This window comes from Streptomyces sp. NPDC102283 (genome assembly GCF_044766265.1).
GTDB lineage: Bacteria > Actinomycetota > Actinomycetes > Streptomycetales > Streptomycetaceae > Streptomyces.
Window position 1 is genome coordinate 360367 of record NZ_JBIWLQ010000006.1, and the last position, 15034, is coordinate 375400.

Annotated in this window: 19 protein-coding genes and 1 pseudogene; 11 read left to right on the plus strand and 9 right to left on the minus strand. The window is 70.7% G+C overall.

All coding sequences use genetic code 11. The annotated features are described in order from the left end of the window. The first annotated feature begins 154 nt into the window (after nucleotides 1–154). The gene (locus ACIRJT_RS15050; protein ID WP_403908748.1) at nucleotides 155–1009 is read left to right on the plus strand and encodes a phosphatase; all 855 of its coding nucleotides are present in this window, start codon (nucleotides 155–157) and stop codon (nucleotides 1007–1009) included. Between the two features lie 79 nt (nucleotides 1010–1088). Here the strand turns inward: ACIRJT_RS15050 and ACIRJT_RS15055 are convergent, their stop codons facing one another. The 3 genes from ACIRJT_RS15055 to ACIRJT_RS15065 are packed head-to-tail and all read right to left on the minus strand — an operon-like array spanning nucleotide 1089 to nucleotide 4164. Next, nucleotides 1089–2066, minus strand: coding sequence for a cation diffusion facilitator family transporter (locus tag ACIRJT_RS15055; protein ID WP_403908751.1), 978 nt, complete (start codon nucleotides 2064–2066; stop codon nucleotides 1089–1091). Between the two features lie 38 nt (nucleotides 2067–2104). Continuing rightward, complete coding sequence (locus ACIRJT_RS15060; protein WP_215101797.1) at nucleotides 2105–2989, minus strand: acyl-CoA thioesterase II; 885 nt, start codon at nucleotides 2987–2989, stop codon at nucleotides 2105–2107. A 17-nt stretch (nucleotides 2990–3006) separates the two neighbouring features. Further along, a complete protein-coding gene (locus ACIRJT_RS15065) occupies nucleotides 3007–4164 on the minus strand; it encodes an acyl-CoA dehydrogenase family protein (protein ID WP_403908755.1) in 1158 nt (385 codons plus the stop codon). Nucleotides 4165–4428: 264 nt separating this feature from the next. Between ACIRJT_RS15065 and ACIRJT_RS15070 the strand changes: the two genes are divergently transcribed. From ACIRJT_RS15070 to ACIRJT_RS15085, 4 genes are all read left to right on the plus strand, one after another. Beyond that, complete coding sequence (locus ACIRJT_RS15070) at nucleotides 4429–4770, plus strand: DUF5713 family protein (RefSeq protein WP_403908758.1); 342 nt, start codon at nucleotides 4429–4431, stop codon at nucleotides 4768–4770. A gap of 64 nt (nucleotides 4771–4834) precedes the next feature. Next, the gene (locus ACIRJT_RS15075; RefSeq protein ID WP_403908761.1) at nucleotides 4835–5254 is read left to right on the plus strand and encodes a helix-turn-helix transcriptional regulator; all 420 of its coding nucleotides are present in this window, start codon (nucleotides 4835–4837) and stop codon (nucleotides 5252–5254) included. A 10-nt stretch (nucleotides 5255–5264) separates the two neighbouring features. After that, entirely contained in the window at nucleotides 5265–5678 is a 414-nt protein-coding gene (locus tag ACIRJT_RS15080) for a VOC family protein (RefSeq protein ID WP_403908764.1), read from the plus strand. A 191-nt stretch (nucleotides 5679–5869) separates the two neighbouring features. Continuing rightward, entirely contained in the window at nucleotides 5870–8257 is a 2388-nt protein-coding gene (locus ACIRJT_RS15085) for an ATP-binding cassette domain-containing protein (RefSeq protein ID WP_403908767.1), read from the plus strand. A 30-nt stretch (nucleotides 8258–8287) separates the two neighbouring features. Here ACIRJT_RS15085 and ACIRJT_RS15090 read toward each other — a convergent pair whose 3' ends face one another. Next, nucleotides 8288–8497, minus strand: a complete 210-nt coding sequence (locus ACIRJT_RS15090) for a DUF397 domain-containing protein (protein WP_403908770.1) — start codon at nucleotides 8495–8497, stop codon at nucleotides 8288–8290. Continuing rightward, nucleotides 8490–9287: a helix-turn-helix domain-containing protein gene (locus ACIRJT_RS15095; protein WP_403908772.1), complete on the minus strand. Its 798-nt coding sequence runs from the start codon at nucleotides 9285–9287 to the stop codon at nucleotides 8490–8492. The genes ACIRJT_RS15090 and ACIRJT_RS15095 overlap by 8 nt, the downstream gene beginning before the upstream one ends. Nucleotides 9288–9420: 133 nt before the next feature. Between ACIRJT_RS15095 and ACIRJT_RS15100 the strand changes: the two genes are divergently transcribed. Continuing rightward, the gene (locus tag ACIRJT_RS15100; RefSeq protein WP_403908775.1) at nucleotides 9421–9765 is read left to right on the plus strand and encodes a hypothetical protein; all 345 of its coding nucleotides are present in this window, start codon (nucleotides 9421–9423) and stop codon (nucleotides 9763–9765) included. A gap of 49 nt (nucleotides 9766–9814) precedes the next feature. Then, the gene (locus ACIRJT_RS15105; protein WP_403908975.1) at nucleotides 9815–9973 is read left to right on the plus strand and encodes a hypothetical protein; all 159 of its coding nucleotides are present in this window, start codon (nucleotides 9815–9817) and stop codon (nucleotides 9971–9973) included. Here the strand turns inward: ACIRJT_RS15105 and ACIRJT_RS15110 are convergent. Beyond that, nucleotides 9932–10117, minus strand: a pseudogene (locus tag ACIRJT_RS15110) (zinc ribbon domain-containing protein); the annotation flags it as partial. The gene ACIRJT_RS15105 and the pseudogene ACIRJT_RS15110 overlap by 42 nt on opposite strands. Here ACIRJT_RS15110 and ACIRJT_RS15115 point away from each other — a divergent pair. Continuing rightward, entirely contained in the window at nucleotides 10067–10534 is a 468-nt protein-coding gene (locus ACIRJT_RS15115; protein ID WP_403908777.1) for a hypothetical protein, read from the plus strand. The pseudogene ACIRJT_RS15110 and the gene ACIRJT_RS15115 sit on opposite strands and share 51 nt — an antisense overlap. 19 nt (nucleotides 10535–10553) lie before the next feature. Here the strand turns inward: ACIRJT_RS15115 and ACIRJT_RS15120 are convergent, their stop codons facing one another. After that, on the minus strand, nucleotides 10554–11048 hold the full coding sequence (locus tag ACIRJT_RS15120) for a hypothetical protein (protein ID WP_403908780.1): 495 nt from the start codon (nucleotides 11046–11048) through the stop codon (nucleotides 10554–10556). Nucleotides 11049–11075: 27 nt separating this feature from the next. On the opposite strand from ACIRJT_RS15120, the gene ACIRJT_RS15125 reads away from it, so the two are divergent. After that, the gene (locus tag ACIRJT_RS15125) at nucleotides 11076–11666 is read left to right on the plus strand and encodes a GNAT family N-acetyltransferase (protein WP_403908783.1); all 591 of its coding nucleotides are present in this window, start codon (nucleotides 11076–11078) and stop codon (nucleotides 11664–11666) included. Here ACIRJT_RS15125 and ACIRJT_RS15130 read toward each other — a convergent pair. Together ACIRJT_RS15130 and ACIRJT_RS15135 are read right to left on the minus strand one after the other, a co-directional pair. After that, on the minus strand, nucleotides 11653–12570 hold the full coding sequence (locus tag ACIRJT_RS15130; protein WP_403908786.1) for an alpha/beta hydrolase: 918 nt from the start codon (nucleotides 12568–12570) through the stop codon (nucleotides 11653–11655). The genes ACIRJT_RS15125 and ACIRJT_RS15130 overlap by 14 nt on opposite strands. Before the next feature lie 162 nt (nucleotides 12571–12732). Further along, nucleotides 12733–13002 carry a DUF1905 domain-containing protein gene (locus tag ACIRJT_RS15135; RefSeq protein ID WP_403908972.1) on the minus strand — a complete coding sequence of 90 codons (270 nt, stop codon included), beginning with the start codon at nucleotides 13000–13002 and terminating at the stop codon, nucleotides 12733–12735. 246 nt (nucleotides 13003–13248) lie between these two features. Between ACIRJT_RS15135 and ACIRJT_RS15140 the strand changes: the two genes are divergently transcribed. Both ACIRJT_RS15140 and ACIRJT_RS15145 read left to right on the plus strand, forming a co-directional pair. Next, complete coding sequence (locus tag ACIRJT_RS15140; RefSeq protein WP_403908789.1) at nucleotides 13249–13935, plus strand: GPP34 family phosphoprotein; 687 nt, start codon at nucleotides 13249–13251, stop codon at nucleotides 13933–13935. A gap of 124 nt (nucleotides 13936–14059) precedes the next feature. Then, nucleotides 14060–14995, plus strand: a complete 936-nt coding sequence (locus ACIRJT_RS15145) for an N-acetyltransferase (RefSeq protein ID WP_403908792.1) — start codon at nucleotides 14060–14062, stop codon at nucleotides 14993–14995. Nucleotides 14996–15034: the final 39 nt, after the last annotated feature.

The following is a 15034-nucleotide window of genomic DNA, read 5'->3' on the forward strand; positions in this document are numbered from 1 at the left end:
TTGCCCGGCCGGACGTCGACCCGGACGCCTGGCCGGCCACCTGCCCGCACGTCCGGGCCGGAAGCGGACCTTCCGCAGCGCGGAACGCCCGGCGCCCCCGTCCGCCCGGCAGGACACCGGGCACGCCCCGCACACCGGACGGCACAATGGGTCCATGCCGATACCCAGCCGCGCCGCCCTCGTCGACCACCTCGTCCGTACGCGTATCGCGGGGGACGTCGCCACTCCACGCGACAACAACCTCTCCCACTACCGCAAGCTCGCCAACGGCGACCGCCACTACTGGCTGGGCCTGGAGCTGGGCGACCGCTGGACCGACGAGCAGGACGTGCTCGCCGTGATGGCCGAGCGCTGCGGCGTCAACGACGACCCGGCGCACCGGCAGGGCCAGGACACCATCGACCCGGAGCTGACGGTCGACGCCCTGGAGCGGATGGCGGCCCGGCTGCGCAAGGCCGCGGACGGCCGCGAGCGGGTCCTGTTCGCCACCGGGCACCCCGGCGGCATGCTGGACGTGCACCGGCAGACGGCGGACGCGCTGCGCCGCGCGGGCTGCGAGATCGTCCGCATCCCGTCCGGGCTGATGGCGGACGAGGGCATGGTCTTCCAGTTCGCCGACGTCGCGATGCTGGAACGCGGGGCGACCCTCTGGCACACCCACTCCCCGGCCCCGATGGCCGCCATCCTGGACGCCATGGCCCACCTCGGCCGCCCGCTGCCCGACCTGGTCGTCGCCGACCACGGCTGGGCGGGCTGCGCAGGACAGCGGGGGCTGGACGCGATCGGTTACGCGGACTGCAACGACCCGGCCCTGTTCCTCGGCGAGGCGGAGGGCACCCTCCAGGTCACGGTCCCGCTGGACGACCACGTCACCGACCCGCGTTTCTACGACCCGATGACGGACTACCTGCTGCACGCTGCGGGGCTGCTGGAGGAGGAGCCGGCGGAGCCCGAAGAGCCCGTGGGGCCGGCAGAGCCCGGGGAGCCCGTGGAGGAGCCGGCCGCGTAGCCGACCGGGGGGAGCGAAGGCGCGGGAGGCACGGGAGCGGCGGATCGCGAGGACGGTGGCGGAGCTGACGCCGTAGGGATCAGGGGCCGGTGTCCCATTGCCGCCGCACCCGCTGTGCCCGCCCCGGCGTCGGGTCCAGATAGACCCGCCGCACCGACGGGAACCGCTCGCGCAACTGCGCCTCCGCCTCCTCGCAGGCCCATTCGACCTCCGCGGCGGTGGCCATGTCCCGGAAGTCGATCTTCGCGGCGATCAGGATCTCGGACGGCCCCTGGATGAGCGTGGTCAGCTCCAGTACGTCCACGATGTGCGGCACCGACAGCAGCTCCTCGCGCACCCCGGCCCGCATCGCCGGGGGCAGCGGCCGTCCGATGAGCAGCTGCGCGTTGGTGCGGCCGAGCACCCAGGCCACGTACACGAGCAGCAGGCCGATCAGACAGGACGCGATCCCGTCCCAGACGCCCGAGCCCGAGAGCTGCCCGCCGAGCAGCCCGCCCGCCGCCAGCAGCAGCCCGATCAGGGCAGCCGAGTCCTCCATCACGACGGCCTTGACCGCCGTGTCCGGGGTGTGGCGCAGGTAGTACGTGTCCGGCACCCGCAGCCGTGACGCCTCGCGCCGCACCTGCTTGACCCCGGTGCGCAGCGAGTAGCCCTCCAGGAGGAAGGCGACGGCCAGGACGAGGTAGGAGACGAGCGGGTCGCCCAGCTCCTCGCCTTCGACCAGGGTGTGGACGCCGTCGTAGAGGGAGAAGACGGCCCCGCCGACGAAGGTGGCGATGGAGGCGAGCATCGCCCAGATGTAGCGCTCGGGGCCGTGGCCGAGCGGGTGGTCCTCGTCGGCCGGCTTCCCGCTCCGCTTGAGCGCGGCGAGGAGCATGACCTCGGTGACGGTGTCGGCGACCGAGTGGGCCGCCTCGGAGAGCATCGCGCTGGAGCCGCTGATCAGCCCGGCGACGGCCTTCGCCACGGCGATGCCGAGGTTGGCGACGGCCGCCACGATCACGGTGAACGTGGACTCCCCGCCATCGGTTCCGCTGCTCGCTTCCGCGTCACTCATGGTGGGGAGTATGTCCGAAATGACGCTTCAGGTGGTGCTCATCCCCGGGGGACGCGGACGACGCCTTCCTGGATGACGGTGATGGCGAGCCGCCCGTCGGCGGTGTAGATACGGGCCTGGCCCAGTCCGCGCCCGCCGGAGGCGGAGGGCGACTCCTGGTCGTACAGCAGCCACTCGTCCGCCCGGAACGGCCGGTGGAACCACATCGCGTGGTCCAGGCTCGCGCCGACCACGTCCCCGACCGCCCAGCCGCCCCGCCCGTGGGCGAGGAGCACCGAGTCGAGCAGGGTCATGTCGGAGACGTAGGTCGCCAGGCAGACGTGCAGCAGCGGGTCGTCCGCGAGCTTGCCGTTCGTGCGGAACCACACCTGGGACCGCGGTTCGCGCGCCTCGCCCACCGTGCCGAACGGCGGCGCGTCCACGTACCGCAGGTCCACCGCGGCCCGAGCCTCGATCAGCCGGTCCACGACCCCCGGATCGCTGAAGCGGTCCGCGTACCGGGGCAGCATCTCGGCCGCCGTCGGCAGGGTCTCCGGGTCCGGGGCCGCCGGCATGGGCGCCTGGTGCTCCATGCCCTCCTCGTGACTCTGGAAGGACGCGGAGAGGTGGAAGATCGGCTGCCCGTGCTGGACGGCGACGACGCGGCGGGTGGTGAAGGACCGGCCGTCGCGGATGCGGTCCACGGTGTAGACGATGGGCGCGCCGGGGTCGCCCGCCCGCAGGAAGTAGGAGTGCAGGGAGTGGGCTCCCCGGTCGTCCGGGACGGTGCGGCCCGCGGCGACGAGCGCCTGGGCCGCGACCTGGCCGCCGAACACCCGGGGCACGACCGCGCTGCGGCTCACGCCCCGGAAGATGTCCCGCTCGATCTGCTCCAGGTCGAGCAGGTGGAGCAGATCGAGCAGGGGGTCGGGACTCTCGTTCATGGACGGAACGTAACCCCTTACAGGCCCATGGACTTGGCGATGATCGACTTCATGACCTCGCTGGTACCGCCGTAGATGCGGTTGACCCGGTTGTCCGCGTACAGGCGGGCGATCGGGTACTCGTTCATGAAGCCGTAGCCGCCGTGCAGCTGGAGGCAGCGGTCGATGACGCGGTGGGCGACCTCGGTGCAGAAAAGCTTCGCGGAGGCGGCCTCGGCCGCCGTCAGCTCACCGGCGTCCAGGGCCTCCAGCGCGCGGTCGGCGACGGCCTGGGCCGCGTCCACCTCGGCCTGGCAGGCGGCCAGCTCGAACTTGGTGTTCTGGAACGAGGCCACCGTCTTGCCGAAGACCGTGCGCTCGCGCACGTAGTCCGAGGCGAAGCGGACGGCGGCCGCGGCCTGGGCGTACGCGCCGAAGGCGATGCCCCAGCGCTCGGAGGCCAGGTTGGTGCCGAGGTAGCCGAAGCCCTTGTTCTCCTCGCCCATGAGGTCCTCGACCGGGACCTTGACGTCGACGAACGCCAGTTCGGCGGTGTCGGAGACCCGCAGGCCCAGCTTGTCGAGCTTGCGGCCGACCGAGTAGCCCGCGGACTTCGTGTCGACGGCGAAGAGGGAGATGCCGAAGCGGCGGTCGTCCTCGCGCGGGGCGGCGGTGCGGGCGCAGACGATCACGCGGTCGGCGTGGACACCGCCGGTGATGAAGGTCTTTGACCCGTTGAGGACGTAGTGCGTGCCGTCCTCGGAGAGCTTGGCGGTGGTCTTCATGCCCGCGACGTCGGAGCCGGTGCCCGGCTCGGTCATCGCGAGGGCCCACATCTCCTCACCGCTCGCGAACTTCGGAAGCCAGCGCTTCTTCTGGTCGCCGGTGGCCAGCATCTTGATGTACGGGAGGCCGAGCAGCGTGTGCACACCGGAGCCGCCGAAGGAGACGCCCGCACGGGCGGTCTCCTCGTAGATCACGGCCTCGTACTTGTGCGAGTCGATGCCCGCGCCGCCGTACTCCTCGTCGACCTCGATGCCGAAGACGCCCAGCTCGCCCAGCTTGAGGTAGAAGTCGCGCGGCGCCTGGCCGGCCGCGAACCACTCGTCGTAGACCGGCACGACCTCGGCCGCGATGAAGGCGCGGATGGTCTCCCGGAACGCCTCGTGGTCCTCGTTGAATACCGTACGGCGCACGGGATGCCTCCTAGGTCGGCAGTCGATTCGATCTCGTTGTTCTCGCGGTGCTCGTCGTGCTCGGCTAAGCGCTTGCTCAGACCTGCTTCGAAGTTACCCGCCGGTTGTGGTCGCTGTCCAGGGTGATGCTCGGCACGCGGAGCCCCGGAGGCACCGGCCCGGAACCAGTGTGCGGGCCGATTGTCAGTGGCGTGGGGGAGTATCGGAACGACGGCGACGGAACTTGACGGCGACGGAACGTACGGACGTATGCGGGAGACCATCGTGACCATCACGCGCGAGCAGCTGGCGGAGTACACGTTCCTGGCCCTGTTGTACGAGGACGACTATTTCCCCGACCACGTCCTGGACAAGGGCACGGCGGTCCTGCGCGCCCTGTGCGAGCGGATCGAGGCCGAGAGGCCCGCTGACCTCACCGCCCTGTACGCCCTGACCGCCGCGCCGACCCGGGCCTTCAACGACCTGGAGGCGGAGTTCGAGGCGGCGGGCAGCGAGATCGAGACGGTCGCCCGCGAGGAGATAGGCGAGGCCTTCTGGATCATCGCGACGGCGTACGGCTTCGTGGACGCGGACCCGGAGAAGCTGATCGCCGAGCGCGAGTGGTGACCGCCTCCAGCCTCCTGCCTCCGGGGGACGGGCTGGGCGCCGGCGGCCGTGGGAGGGTGAAGGGGTGAGGCTGGAGGACCTGGCCCGGTTGCGTCGGGCCCGCGACCGCATGGACCGCGCGTACGCCGAACCGCTCGACGTGCCCTCGCTGGCCCGTGCCGCGCTGATGTCGCCCGGACACTTCTCCCGCAGCTTCCGGGCGGCCTTCGGCGAGACCCCGTACAGCTATCTCATGACCCGCCGCATCGAGCGGGCCAAGGCACTGCTGCGCCGGGGCGACCTGTCGGTCACGGACGTCTGCTTCGCCGTCGGCTGTACGTCACTCGGCTCGTTCAGCTCCCGCTTCACCGAGCTGGTCGGCGAGAGCCCGAGCGCCTACCGGGCCCGCCCCCACGACGCGGGCGAGACCATCCCGGCGTGCGTCGCCAAGCTGCTCACGAGACCGGTCAGGAATGGAGAAGCGGATCGCAAGGCCCGCCCGTAGCGTGAAATGCATGAACATCAAGCTCTCGCAGTGCTTCATCGCCGTCGACGACCACGACAAGGCGCTCGCCTTCTACCGCGACGCCCTGGGAATGGAGGTGCGCAACGACGTCGGATTCGAAGGAATGCGCTGGGTGACCGTCGGGTCTCCCGCGCAGCCCGACGTGGAGATCGTCCTGGAGCCCCCGCTCGCGGACCCGAACGCCCCGGAAGCCGACCGCCGGACCATGGCCGAGCTGCTCGCCAAGGGCATGCTGCGCGGCGTGATCCTCTCCTCCGAGGACGTCGACGCGGCCTTCGAGAAGGTCCGCGCGGCGGGCGGAGAGGTGCTCCAGGAGCCGATCGACCAGCCGTACGGCGTCCGCGACTGCGCCTTCCGCGACCCCGCCGGCAACATGCTCCGCATCACCCAGGCCAAGAAGTAGCACCAGCCCATCAGCCCCTGAGGGGCCGGGGCCGAAACAGGCCCCGGCCCTCACGCACGACCAGTAGGCTCCGCGCACCAACGGGCGCCCGTACCAAGCCCCACGAGCCGCGTTACCAAGCCCCACGAGCCGTACCAGCAGGGCCCCCGCACCAGCAGGCTCCGCGCACCAGTAATGGAGAGACGACGAGCATGGCTCCGCGAACGAAGACCCAGCAGCCGCCCGCGCCGCACGCTGCCGACAGCCACGACCTGATCCGCGTGCACGGCGCGCGGGAGAACAACCTGAAGGACGTCAGCATCGAGCTCCCGAAGCGCCGGCTGACGGTGTTCACCGGGGTCTCCGGCTCGGGCAAGAGCTCGCTCGTCTTCGCCACGATCGCCGCGGAGTCCCAGCGGCTGATCAACGAGACCTACCCCGCCTTCGTCCAGGGCTTCATGCCCACGCAGGCGCGACCCGACGTCGACGTCCTCGACGGGCTGACGACCGCGATCATCGTCGACCAGCAGCGGATGGGCAGCGACCCCCGCTCCACGGTCGGCACCGCCACCGACGCCAACGCCATGCTGCGCATCCTCTTCAGCCGGCTGGGCGAGCCGCACATCGGCCCGCCCGGCGCGTTCGCCTTCAACGTCCCCTCGGTGACGGCGAGCGGCGCGATCACCGTCGAGCGCGGCAACAAGAAGGCGGTCAAGGCGACCTTCAGCCGTACCGGCGGCATGTGCAACCGCTGCGAGGGCCGCGGCTCGGTCTCCGACATCGATCTCACCCAGCTCTACGACGACTCCAAGTCGATCGCCGAGGGCGCGTTCACCATCCCCGGCTGGAAGTCGGACAGCTGGTGGACCGTGCGGATCTACGCGGACTCAGGCTTCCTCGACCCGAACAAGCCGATCGCCAAGTTCACCAAGAAGGAGATGCAGGACTTCCTCTACCGGGAGCCGACCAAGGTGAAGGTCGAGGGCTCCACCCTCACCTTCGAGGGGCTGATTCCCAAGATCCAGAAGTCGTTCCTGTCCAAGGACCGCGAGTCGATGCAGCCCCACATCCGGGAGTTCGTCGACCGGGCGGTCACCTTCGCCACCTGCCCCGAGTGCGAGGGGACCCGGCTCACCGAGGGCGCCCGCTCCTCGAAGATCAACAAGATCTCGATCGCCGACGCCTGCGCGATGGAGATCCGCGACCTCGCGGAATGGGTCCGCGGCCTGGACGAACCCTCGGTCGCCCCGCTCCTCGAAGCCCTCCAGCAGACCCTGGACTCCTTCGTGGAGATCGGCCTCGGCTACCTCGCCCTGGACCGTCCCTCCGGCACCCTGTCCGGCGGCGAGGCCCAGCGCGTCAAGATGATCCGCCACCTCGGCTCCTCGCTCACCGACGTCACCTACGTCTTCGACGAGCCGACCATCGGCCTGCACCCGCACGACATCCGGCGCATGAACGACCTGCTGCTGCGCCTGCGCGACAAGGGCAACACGGTCCTGGTCGTGGAGCACAAGCCGGAGGCCATCGCCATCGCCGACCACGTGGTCGACCTCGGCCCCGGGGCCGGTACGGCGGGCGGCACGGTCTGCTTCGAGGGCACCCTCGAAGGACTCCGCGCCTCCGACACGGTCACCGGCCGCCACCTCGACGACCGGGCCGTGCTCAAGGAGGAGGTGCGCAAGTCCACCGGGGCGCTGGAGATCCGCGGCGCGACCTCGCACAACCTCCGGGACGTCGATGTCGACATCCCGCTCGGCGTGCTCACCGTCATCACCGGAGTGGCGGGCTCCGGAAAGAGCTCGCTCGTCCACGGCTCGATCCCGGCGGGCGAGAACGTCATCTCGGTCGACCAGAGCCCCATCAAGGGTTCCCGCCGCAGCAACCCGGCGACGTACACGGGACTCCTGGAGCCGATCCGCAAGGCCTTCGCCAAGGCCAACGGCGTGAAGCCCGCCCTGTTCAGCGCCAACTCCGAGGGCGCCTGCCCCACCTGCAACGGCGCGGGCGTCATCTTCACCGACCTCGGCATGATGGCGAGCGTCTCCAGCCCCTGCGAGGACTGCGAGGGCAAGCGGTTCCAGGCCTCGGTCCTCGACTACCACCTGGGCGGCCGTGACATCAGCGAGGTCCTCGCGATGTCGGTCGCCCAGGCCGAGGAGTTCTTCGCCTCCGGCGAGGCGGCCATCCCGGCCGCACACAAGATCCTCGACCGACTCGTGGACGTCGGCCTCGGCTACCTGAGCCTCGGCCAGCCGCTCACCACCCTGTCCGGCGGCGAACGCCAACGCCTGAAGCTGGCCACGCACATGGCCGACAAGGGCGGCGTCTACGTACTCGACGAGCCGACCACCGGCCTGCACCTGGCGGACGTGGAACAGCTCCTCGGCCTGCTGGACCGGCTGGTCGACTCCGGAAAGTCGGTGATCGTCATCGAGCACCACCAGGCGGTGATGGCCCACGCCGACTGGATCATCGACCTCGGCCCCGGCGCCGGCCACGACGGCGGGCAGATCGTCTTCGAGGGCACCCCGGCGGACCTGGTCGCCGACCGCTCCACGCTGACGGGCGAGCACCTGGCGGAGTACGTGGGGGAGTGAGCCCCGGGCCCTTTCCGCTTGTCTCTCGGGTCAGGCGGAAAGGGCCCCGCGCTTGACCGCGTCCACGAAGGAGGTCCACCCGGCGGCGGGGATGAGCAGGGCGGGCCCGCCGGGGACCTTGGAGTCGCGGACGGGGACGGCGGTGGGGTGGTGGTCGTGGACTTCCAGGCAGCTGTCCTTGTCCGGGCCGCTGTAGGTCGACTTCCGCCATGTGGCGAGCAGGTTGGTGCCTTCACTCACGGTATCCGTACTCCTTCGCCGCTGCCCTGAGCACGTTCAGCGACTCGGGGAGGGACAGCGCGTCGCTCATGGCCAGAGCGTAGGCGGCCTCGATCCGCTCGACCAAGTGCGGTGCATCGTGCACCTTGGCCACCTGCGTGCCTTCGGAGTACGCCACTGGTGGCTGATCCTCGAAGTGCATCAGCGTCACCATGCTCTGGTGCAGATTGCAGATGGGACCGCCCAGAGGCAGTACATGGGCGCGGATTCGGCCATGCTCGGTCAGACGCACCACATGCATGATCTGTTCCGCCATGATGTCCGCACTCCCCGCCACGCGCCGGAGGACAGCTTCATCCAGCACCGCCCAGACTACGGGCGACGTGGGACGCTCCAGGATCTTGGCCCTCTCCAGTCGTGAGACGACGGCCTTGTCACGTTCCTCATCGCTGTACGGCGGAAATGCTGTGCCCAGCACCGCATCCGCGTACCGGGGTGTCTGGAGGATTCCGGGAAAATAGGCGATGGCGAACTCGCGGATGAACGTCGCCTGTTCCTCAAGTTTCCGAGCAGCCTTGAATCGTTCCGCGACGGAACGGTCATCTGCCTGGGGCCGGAAAGTGGTCAGCACATCCCCTGTGCCCAGCGCTTTGTCCAGCCGCAGGGCGTCCTCCTCGCTCGGCATGCGACGCCCTGCCTCGATGTGCGAGATATGCGACCGCGTCATGATCGCCATGTCCGCAACCTGCTGCTGCGTCAGCCCGACCGCCTCCCGCTGAGCCTTCAACCATGTGCCATAGGTATTACTCACAGCCAACTCCCGTGCGACGAGCGCGATGTCACCCCGAACCCCCTGGCGAGCCTAGCCGCGTCGCTCGCACTCTGTGAGTGGATCGCTACGCAGCGAAGAATTCACCCCCACCGCGCACGGAGTTGGCGCCCCCATGAACGAACAGCCCCAGAACGCCGCACGCCTGCTTCCCTGGACCGGAACGGAAGGCAGGCCCTGCTACGTGGTCGGCGACGGCGACGGGCAGGTCTCGCGTACGGCCGACCGGGTCGAGGCCATGCAGCTCGGCATGGCGTACGAACTCCTGGACCACGCGGACGACATGGTCGCGGACGACGGGTCCACGAGCGTCCAGCTCCGCCACGTCGCCGCCGCTCTGGCGCACTCCCTGCGGGACGTCCACCGGGTCGCCCGGAGCCGGGGCCTGAGGCTGGGGATTCCCGATGCTTTCGAGCCCGGTCACCCGTCAGGCCCGGGGCTGGTCCGGCTGCGGCCGTGAGGCGTGAGGCGTGAGCGGCCGGCCGGGACCGCTCCGGTACGGTCGCGGCATGCCGTTCTACGTTCACGCCCAGGACCAGCCGGATGTGGCCGACCAGTTGATGGAGCTGTCCGAGGAGCACTGGTCCTACGTGACTCCTCCCCCTCGTGAACGAGGGGGCTTCTCGCTATGCCTGGTCGGCGTTGCGACGGACCAGCCCGGCCCGTAGAACGTTCAGGGCGCCCACCGTGTCCGCGTGCGCTGAGTGGCCGCACGAGACGCAGTGGAACTTCTCCTGTGTGGGCCGGTTCTCCTTGTCGGTGTGCCCGCATTCGGGACACCGCCGGGAGGTGTTGCGGGGGTCTACAGCAATGGGAGCGTCCACGTCGTCGACGTCGCGGACCGTGCGGCCGCCGAACGGTTCGCGACCGAGGAGCCGTTCTGGAAGGCCCGTCTCTACCGGGCGTTCACGGCGGACGCGACGGTGGTGCTGCTGCGCCGCGAACCGGCGGCGGACGCCCCGTACACGCTGATCACCGCCCGGTGGCCTGCGCAGGACCGTGCCTCGGGCCCGGTCGAGCAGGGGCTGCTGGGCGCGGAGCCGGACGGGCGACTGAGCTTCGTGGCGGTTCTGGTCGACGACGAGGGGGCCCGCACGACGGGAGTGGTCGCGGCCGTACAGGCGCTCCCGGACGAGGCACGGCACCTGGTCCAGCCGTTCGCGGACCGGCTCTCGGGCGGACCCACGCTCCTCGGGGCGCAGCGCTGGCAGCGCGGCGGACGCTCCTGAGAGGGCGGGACACGGGCACTCAGACCCCGGCCGAGCAGAACACGCACACGTCCCAGAACGGCGACCCGTCCAGCACCCGGTGACGTACGCACGAGGCCATCGCGGCTTTCTCCGGCCCGGGCAGAGCAGCCGCGTCGGCCTTCGCTGTCGCAGGGTCGAACTCCTCCAGCATCGACCGGTACGTGCGCAGGTAGCCCTCGGCGCGGGGAGGCTCGTACGTCAGTTCCTCCCATCGGTGGCGGGAGAGCGCCAGATCGAGGACGCGGAGCAGGAAGTCCTTCGCCGCGGCCCGCTCCTGCGGAGTGTCCCCCCAGTCCAGGTCCGCCAGGCCGAAGCCGACCACCCCGCGCCCCATGAGGCTCTGGTCCTGGAGCGTCAGCAGAGCGGCGAACCGGAAGTCCCACGGGTCGTGGGCGAGCGTGGACACGGCGAGCATCAGCACATTCACGAACACCGCCGTGCCGCCGTTGGTCATCTCCAGGTATCGGCCGTTACCGCCGTGGAACGTGTTCACGCGGGAAGCGTAAGGAGAATGGGAGCCATGACCCGCGTCCTGTCGACACCGCCCACGATGATCTCCGGCTGCCTCGCCGGTGCTCCGCAACCCGTGCTCCCGGTAAGCGGCGGCGACGGCCTGCTGCTGCGCCCCTGGGAGCGGAGGGACGCGGCGGCTTTCCTCTCCGCGTACGAGGACGAGGAGACCCGCCGCTGGCACACGCACCGGCCCTCGACCGAGGACCGGGTCCGGGAGTGGTTCGACGGCTACCGCCGGGACTGGGAGCGGGAGAAGGGCTGCCACTGGGCCGTCGCCCGCGACAGCGGCGAGGTGCTCGGCCGGATGGCGCTGCGCGGCCTGGACTTCGACGACGGCGTCGCGAACGCGGCGTACTGGGTGCTCCCGGACGCACGCGGCGCGGGGGTCGCCACCCGCGCACTCGCGGCGGTCAGCGCGTGGGCGCTGGACGACATCGGCTTCCACCGCCTGGAGTTGGACCACTCGACGCGCAACCACGCCTCGTGCGGGGTCGCCACGAAGGCCGGCTACCGCCTGGAGGGCACCAAGCGCAACGCGGCCGTGCATGACGACGGCCGGCACGACATGCATCTGCACGCCCGGGTCAGGGGCGACTGATCCTGTCGCGCAGCCAGGAGTGGATGCCTTCGAGCGCGGTCGCGGCCAGCGCGGTGGGGTGGCCGGTGAAGCCGTGGGGCGCGTCGGGATAGACGCGCAGCTCCACGTCGTTGCCGGCCGCCGACAACCGACCGGCCAGCGTCAGGTTGTCCTCCAGCAGGATGTCCTCGCTGCCCACGACCAGCAGCGTCGGGGGAAGCCCGCTCAGGTCGGCGTAGAGGGGCGAGATGTCGGGAAGGGTGCGGTCGGCCACGTGGCCGGCGTACGCCTGGAGGAAGTACTCGTCGGCGATGAGGCGGCCGCCCGGGGTTCCCGCGCTCAGGTCCCACGTACCGAAGCGGAGCGCGGCCCCGACGAACCGCTCGACGACGCCCCGGTCCCGCAGCCGGAGCAAGGTCGCCAGGGCGAGGGTGGCCCCGGCCGAGCTTCCGCCGATCGCGAGCCGGGAGGTCCCGAAGCGGGCCTCGGCCTCCTCGACGAGCCAGAGCGCGACCGCCGCGCAGTCGTCGGGCGCGGCAGGCCAGGGGTGCTCGGGCGCGAGCCGGTAGTCGACGCCGACGACGGCGATCTGGAGCGCGTCCGCGAGTTCGCGGTGGCGTTCGTCGCCCTGTGCTGCTGAGCCCATGTAGAAGCCGCCGCCGTGGATGCCCAGGTAGACGGCCCGGGGCGGGCCGCCGGCGGGGAGGAAGATCCGGACAGGGACCCGTACGCCGGCGGCTTCGACCGTCTCTTCGGCGGCGGGCGGAACGGCGGCACGAGGAGTGGGCTTCTTCGCGCGGGCCTCCTCCAGCTCCTCGTACGAGGCGGGCCCACGGCCGGCCACCCTCGACCGGTAGAAGGCGCGAGCCTCGGCGGCCTGCTCGTCCGGCACGTCGACCAGCAGTGCTTCCAGCGCGAATCGCACGCGTCGCTCCTCATCCGTCGTCCTGGCCCAGCCGTCCTGGCTCAGCCGTCCCGGCTCAACCCGGCTGCCCGCCCGGCAGCCAATGTAGCGGCGGATCGTGGGGCGCGGTTCGGCACCGCTGCGGTGATCGCCGCTGCCACGACAGGGCGATCGATCCGGAGGTCAAGCGTCCACCCGCTCCTCCAGGACGACGGTCACGCTGTCCCCTTCCTCCTTGCCGATCGCCTTGCGTACGTCCGCCTTCACCGGCAGCTTGTGCGTGCCGTCGCCCAGGGCCATGAACGAACTGCGGAACGGGTGACCGTCGATGGTGCCCCGGACCTTCACCAGGCCGCGGGTGCCGAAGAACTCGGCCGACCCGGGCCACACGACGTAGGTCCAGCCACCCTTCTCCGGGCTCTTCCGCAGGATCGCGGTGAACTGCTTGTTCATCGTTTCGGTCATCGTGGATACCGCCTGTCCGGGAGCTTTCGATGAGGAGGGGGCTGTTGCCCTCCACCAGTAGGACCGAGGCGGGCGGGAAAACTCATCGAGACCACAACGACCGCCGGACCCCGCACGGCCTCTGTTCATGACGTCTGTCATGAACAGAGGTGACAGCCCACACCGCCCCGCCCGCTCCTCGCGGGGCAGGCTTGAGAGGAGAGAGCCGGGTTCATCCGACGCCGACGGTGGGACATGACCATGCAGACCGAGAACGAGACGCTCATCGTCGAGGACCTGACGCTGCTGATGATGGACGACAGGTCCGGAGCCATCGCGGGGGCGGGCACGCTGTACTACACGCTGGGCGGCGCGGCCCTCGTCGAGCTGGGCCTCGGCGGCCGGATCAGGGCCGACGAGGACGACCAGGGGCTGAACGGCGTCAAGGTCCACGCCGTGGCCGGCCGTGCGCCGTTCGATCCGCTGCTCCGGGCCGCCCACGCGAAGGTCGGGGAGCGCGTGCGCGGCGTACAGACGCTGCTGATCGAGATCGGTACGGGGGTGGTCACGCGGGAGGCGGTCCTCGACCGGCTCGTCGAGCGCGGCGCGCTGCGCCAGGAGACCAAGAAGACGCTGGGCCTGTTCCGTACGACGTCGACGACGGTCGCGGACACCGGGTACAAGAAGGCCTTGGTGGAGAGGGTCCGGGCCGTCCTGATCGACGGAGCGGAACCCGACGCCCGTACGGCGGCACTGGTCGGACTGCTCTCCGCGAGCGGCACACTGCCGACCCTGCACCGCTCCATCCCGTGGTCCGGCAAGGTCTACACGCGGGCGAAGGAACTGGAGCAGAGCAGTTGGGGCGCGGAAGCGGTGAACGCCGCGGTGATGCGGACCGTGGCGGCGGTCTCGGCGGGAACGGTCGTCGCGGTCACCACGTGAACGGAGCGCACCGCTCCGCGGAAGCCGTCGCAGACGGGCCGGTGGCACCTTCCACGCATCTGTTAGCGTCGCGGTGTGCCGCATCGCATGGCGGTCTTCCCTCACTCCACTCCAGAGGATCGCCATGTCCTTTTCACCTGCCGTGCGCACCTTCCGCCGCAGTGACCGCCACCAGCTGACCGACCTGGTGAACCGCCATGTCGCCGCGGTGCTTCCCGGCGTCAGCACGTCGGTCAACACTGTCCTGAGCAGCCTTGAGTCCCGGCCCGACGAGTACATCGTCGATCCGTGGGTCGCGGAGCGCCTCACGCTCGTGACCGAGCACCGCGGCCGCGTCGTCGCGGCGGCCCATCTGCACCGCTACCGCGACGAGCCGGACGTCGGCCCCGACTACCGGGGAGCCGCGGCCATCCCCTGGGTCGTGCACCACCCCGGCGACGGCGACGGCGACACCGTCTCCTCGGACGCGGCGGACCTCCTGCTCTCCGCGTGCCTGGCGACCGCCACCCGGTGGCGGGCGCGCAGCGTCCACGCCGACGGAACGCTTCCCTGCCCGGGGGTGTACGGCGTACCCGCCGCCTGGCCGCACGTCCGCTCAGCGCTGGAGCGGGCTGGTTTCGTGCACACGGGCGCCACGGAGGTGCTGCTGCTTGCCGATGTGAGCGGCCTTCCCGACACCGGTGAGCAGGCCGGGCGGGAAGGTCCGACCCTGCTGCGGACGCTCGGCTCCCTCGGTACCCGCTTCACCGCCCTCGCCGGTGACCGCGTGCTGGGCCACCTGGAGCTGGACACCACGCTCGACCGCCCCGAACGTGTCGGCCGTGGAGGCGGGTTGGCGGAGTTGGCCGATGTCGACCTGGTCACCGACGCCCCGGAGGAGGCCGAGAAGACTCTCGCCCGGCTGCTCGCCCAAGCCCGGGACTGGCTGACTCCCTGCGGCATCGACCGTCTCATCACCTGCGCGTACCCCGAGGACGTCGACGAGATCGACGCCCTGCACCGCCACGGCTTCCGCGAGGTCACGCGAACGGCCCGGGGATGGGAGCTGCGCACGGTCTGAGGCCTGACCGGGGCCTGATGCCGGGGCCGGACCGGGACC

What these genes read in the sequence shown, in the direction of transcription:
- ACIRJT_RS15050 (WP_403908748.1), top strand. Translation starts at nt 155, where the DNA reads ATGCCGATACCCAGCCGCGCCGCCCTCGTCGACCACCTCGTCCGTACG.
- ACIRJT_RS15055 (WP_403908751.1), bottom strand. Translation starts at nt 2,066, where the DNA reads ATGAGTGACGCGGAAGCGAGCAGCGGAACCGATGGCGGGGAGTCCACG.
- ACIRJT_RS15060 (WP_215101797.1), bottom strand. Translation starts at nt 2,989, where the DNA reads ATGAACGAGAGTCCCGACCCCCTGCTCGATCTGCTCCACCTGCTCGAC.
- ACIRJT_RS15080 (WP_403908764.1), top strand. Translation starts at nt 5,265, where the DNA reads ATGAACATCAAGCTCTCGCAGTGCTTCATCGCCGTCGACGACCACGAC.
- ACIRJT_RS15085 (WP_403908767.1), top strand. Translation starts at nt 5,870, where the DNA reads ATGGCTCCGCGAACGAAGACCCAGCAGCCGCCCGCGCCGCACGCTGCC.
- ACIRJT_RS15100 (WP_403908775.1), top strand. Translation starts at nt 9,421, where the DNA reads ATGAACGAACAGCCCCAGAACGCCGCACGCCTGCTTCCCTGGACCGGA.
- ACIRJT_RS15105 (WP_403908975.1), top strand. Translation starts at nt 9,815, where the DNA reads ATGCCGTTCTACGTTCACGCCCAGGACCAGCCGGATGTGGCCGACCAG.
- ACIRJT_RS15125 (WP_403908783.1), top strand. Translation starts at nt 11,076, where the DNA reads ATGACCCGCGTCCTGTCGACACCGCCCACGATGATCTCCGGCTGCCTC.
- ACIRJT_RS15135 (WP_403908972.1), bottom strand. Translation starts at nt 13,002, where the DNA reads ATGAACAAGCAGTTCACCGCGATCCTGCGGAAGAGCCCGGAGAAGGGT.
- ACIRJT_RS15140 (WP_403908789.1), top strand. Translation starts at nt 13,249, where the DNA reads ATGACCATGCAGACCGAGAACGAGACGCTCATCGTCGAGGACCTGACG.
- ACIRJT_RS15145 (WP_403908792.1), top strand. Translation starts at nt 14,060, where the DNA reads ATGTCCTTTTCACCTGCCGTGCGCACCTTCCGCCGCAGTGACCGCCAC.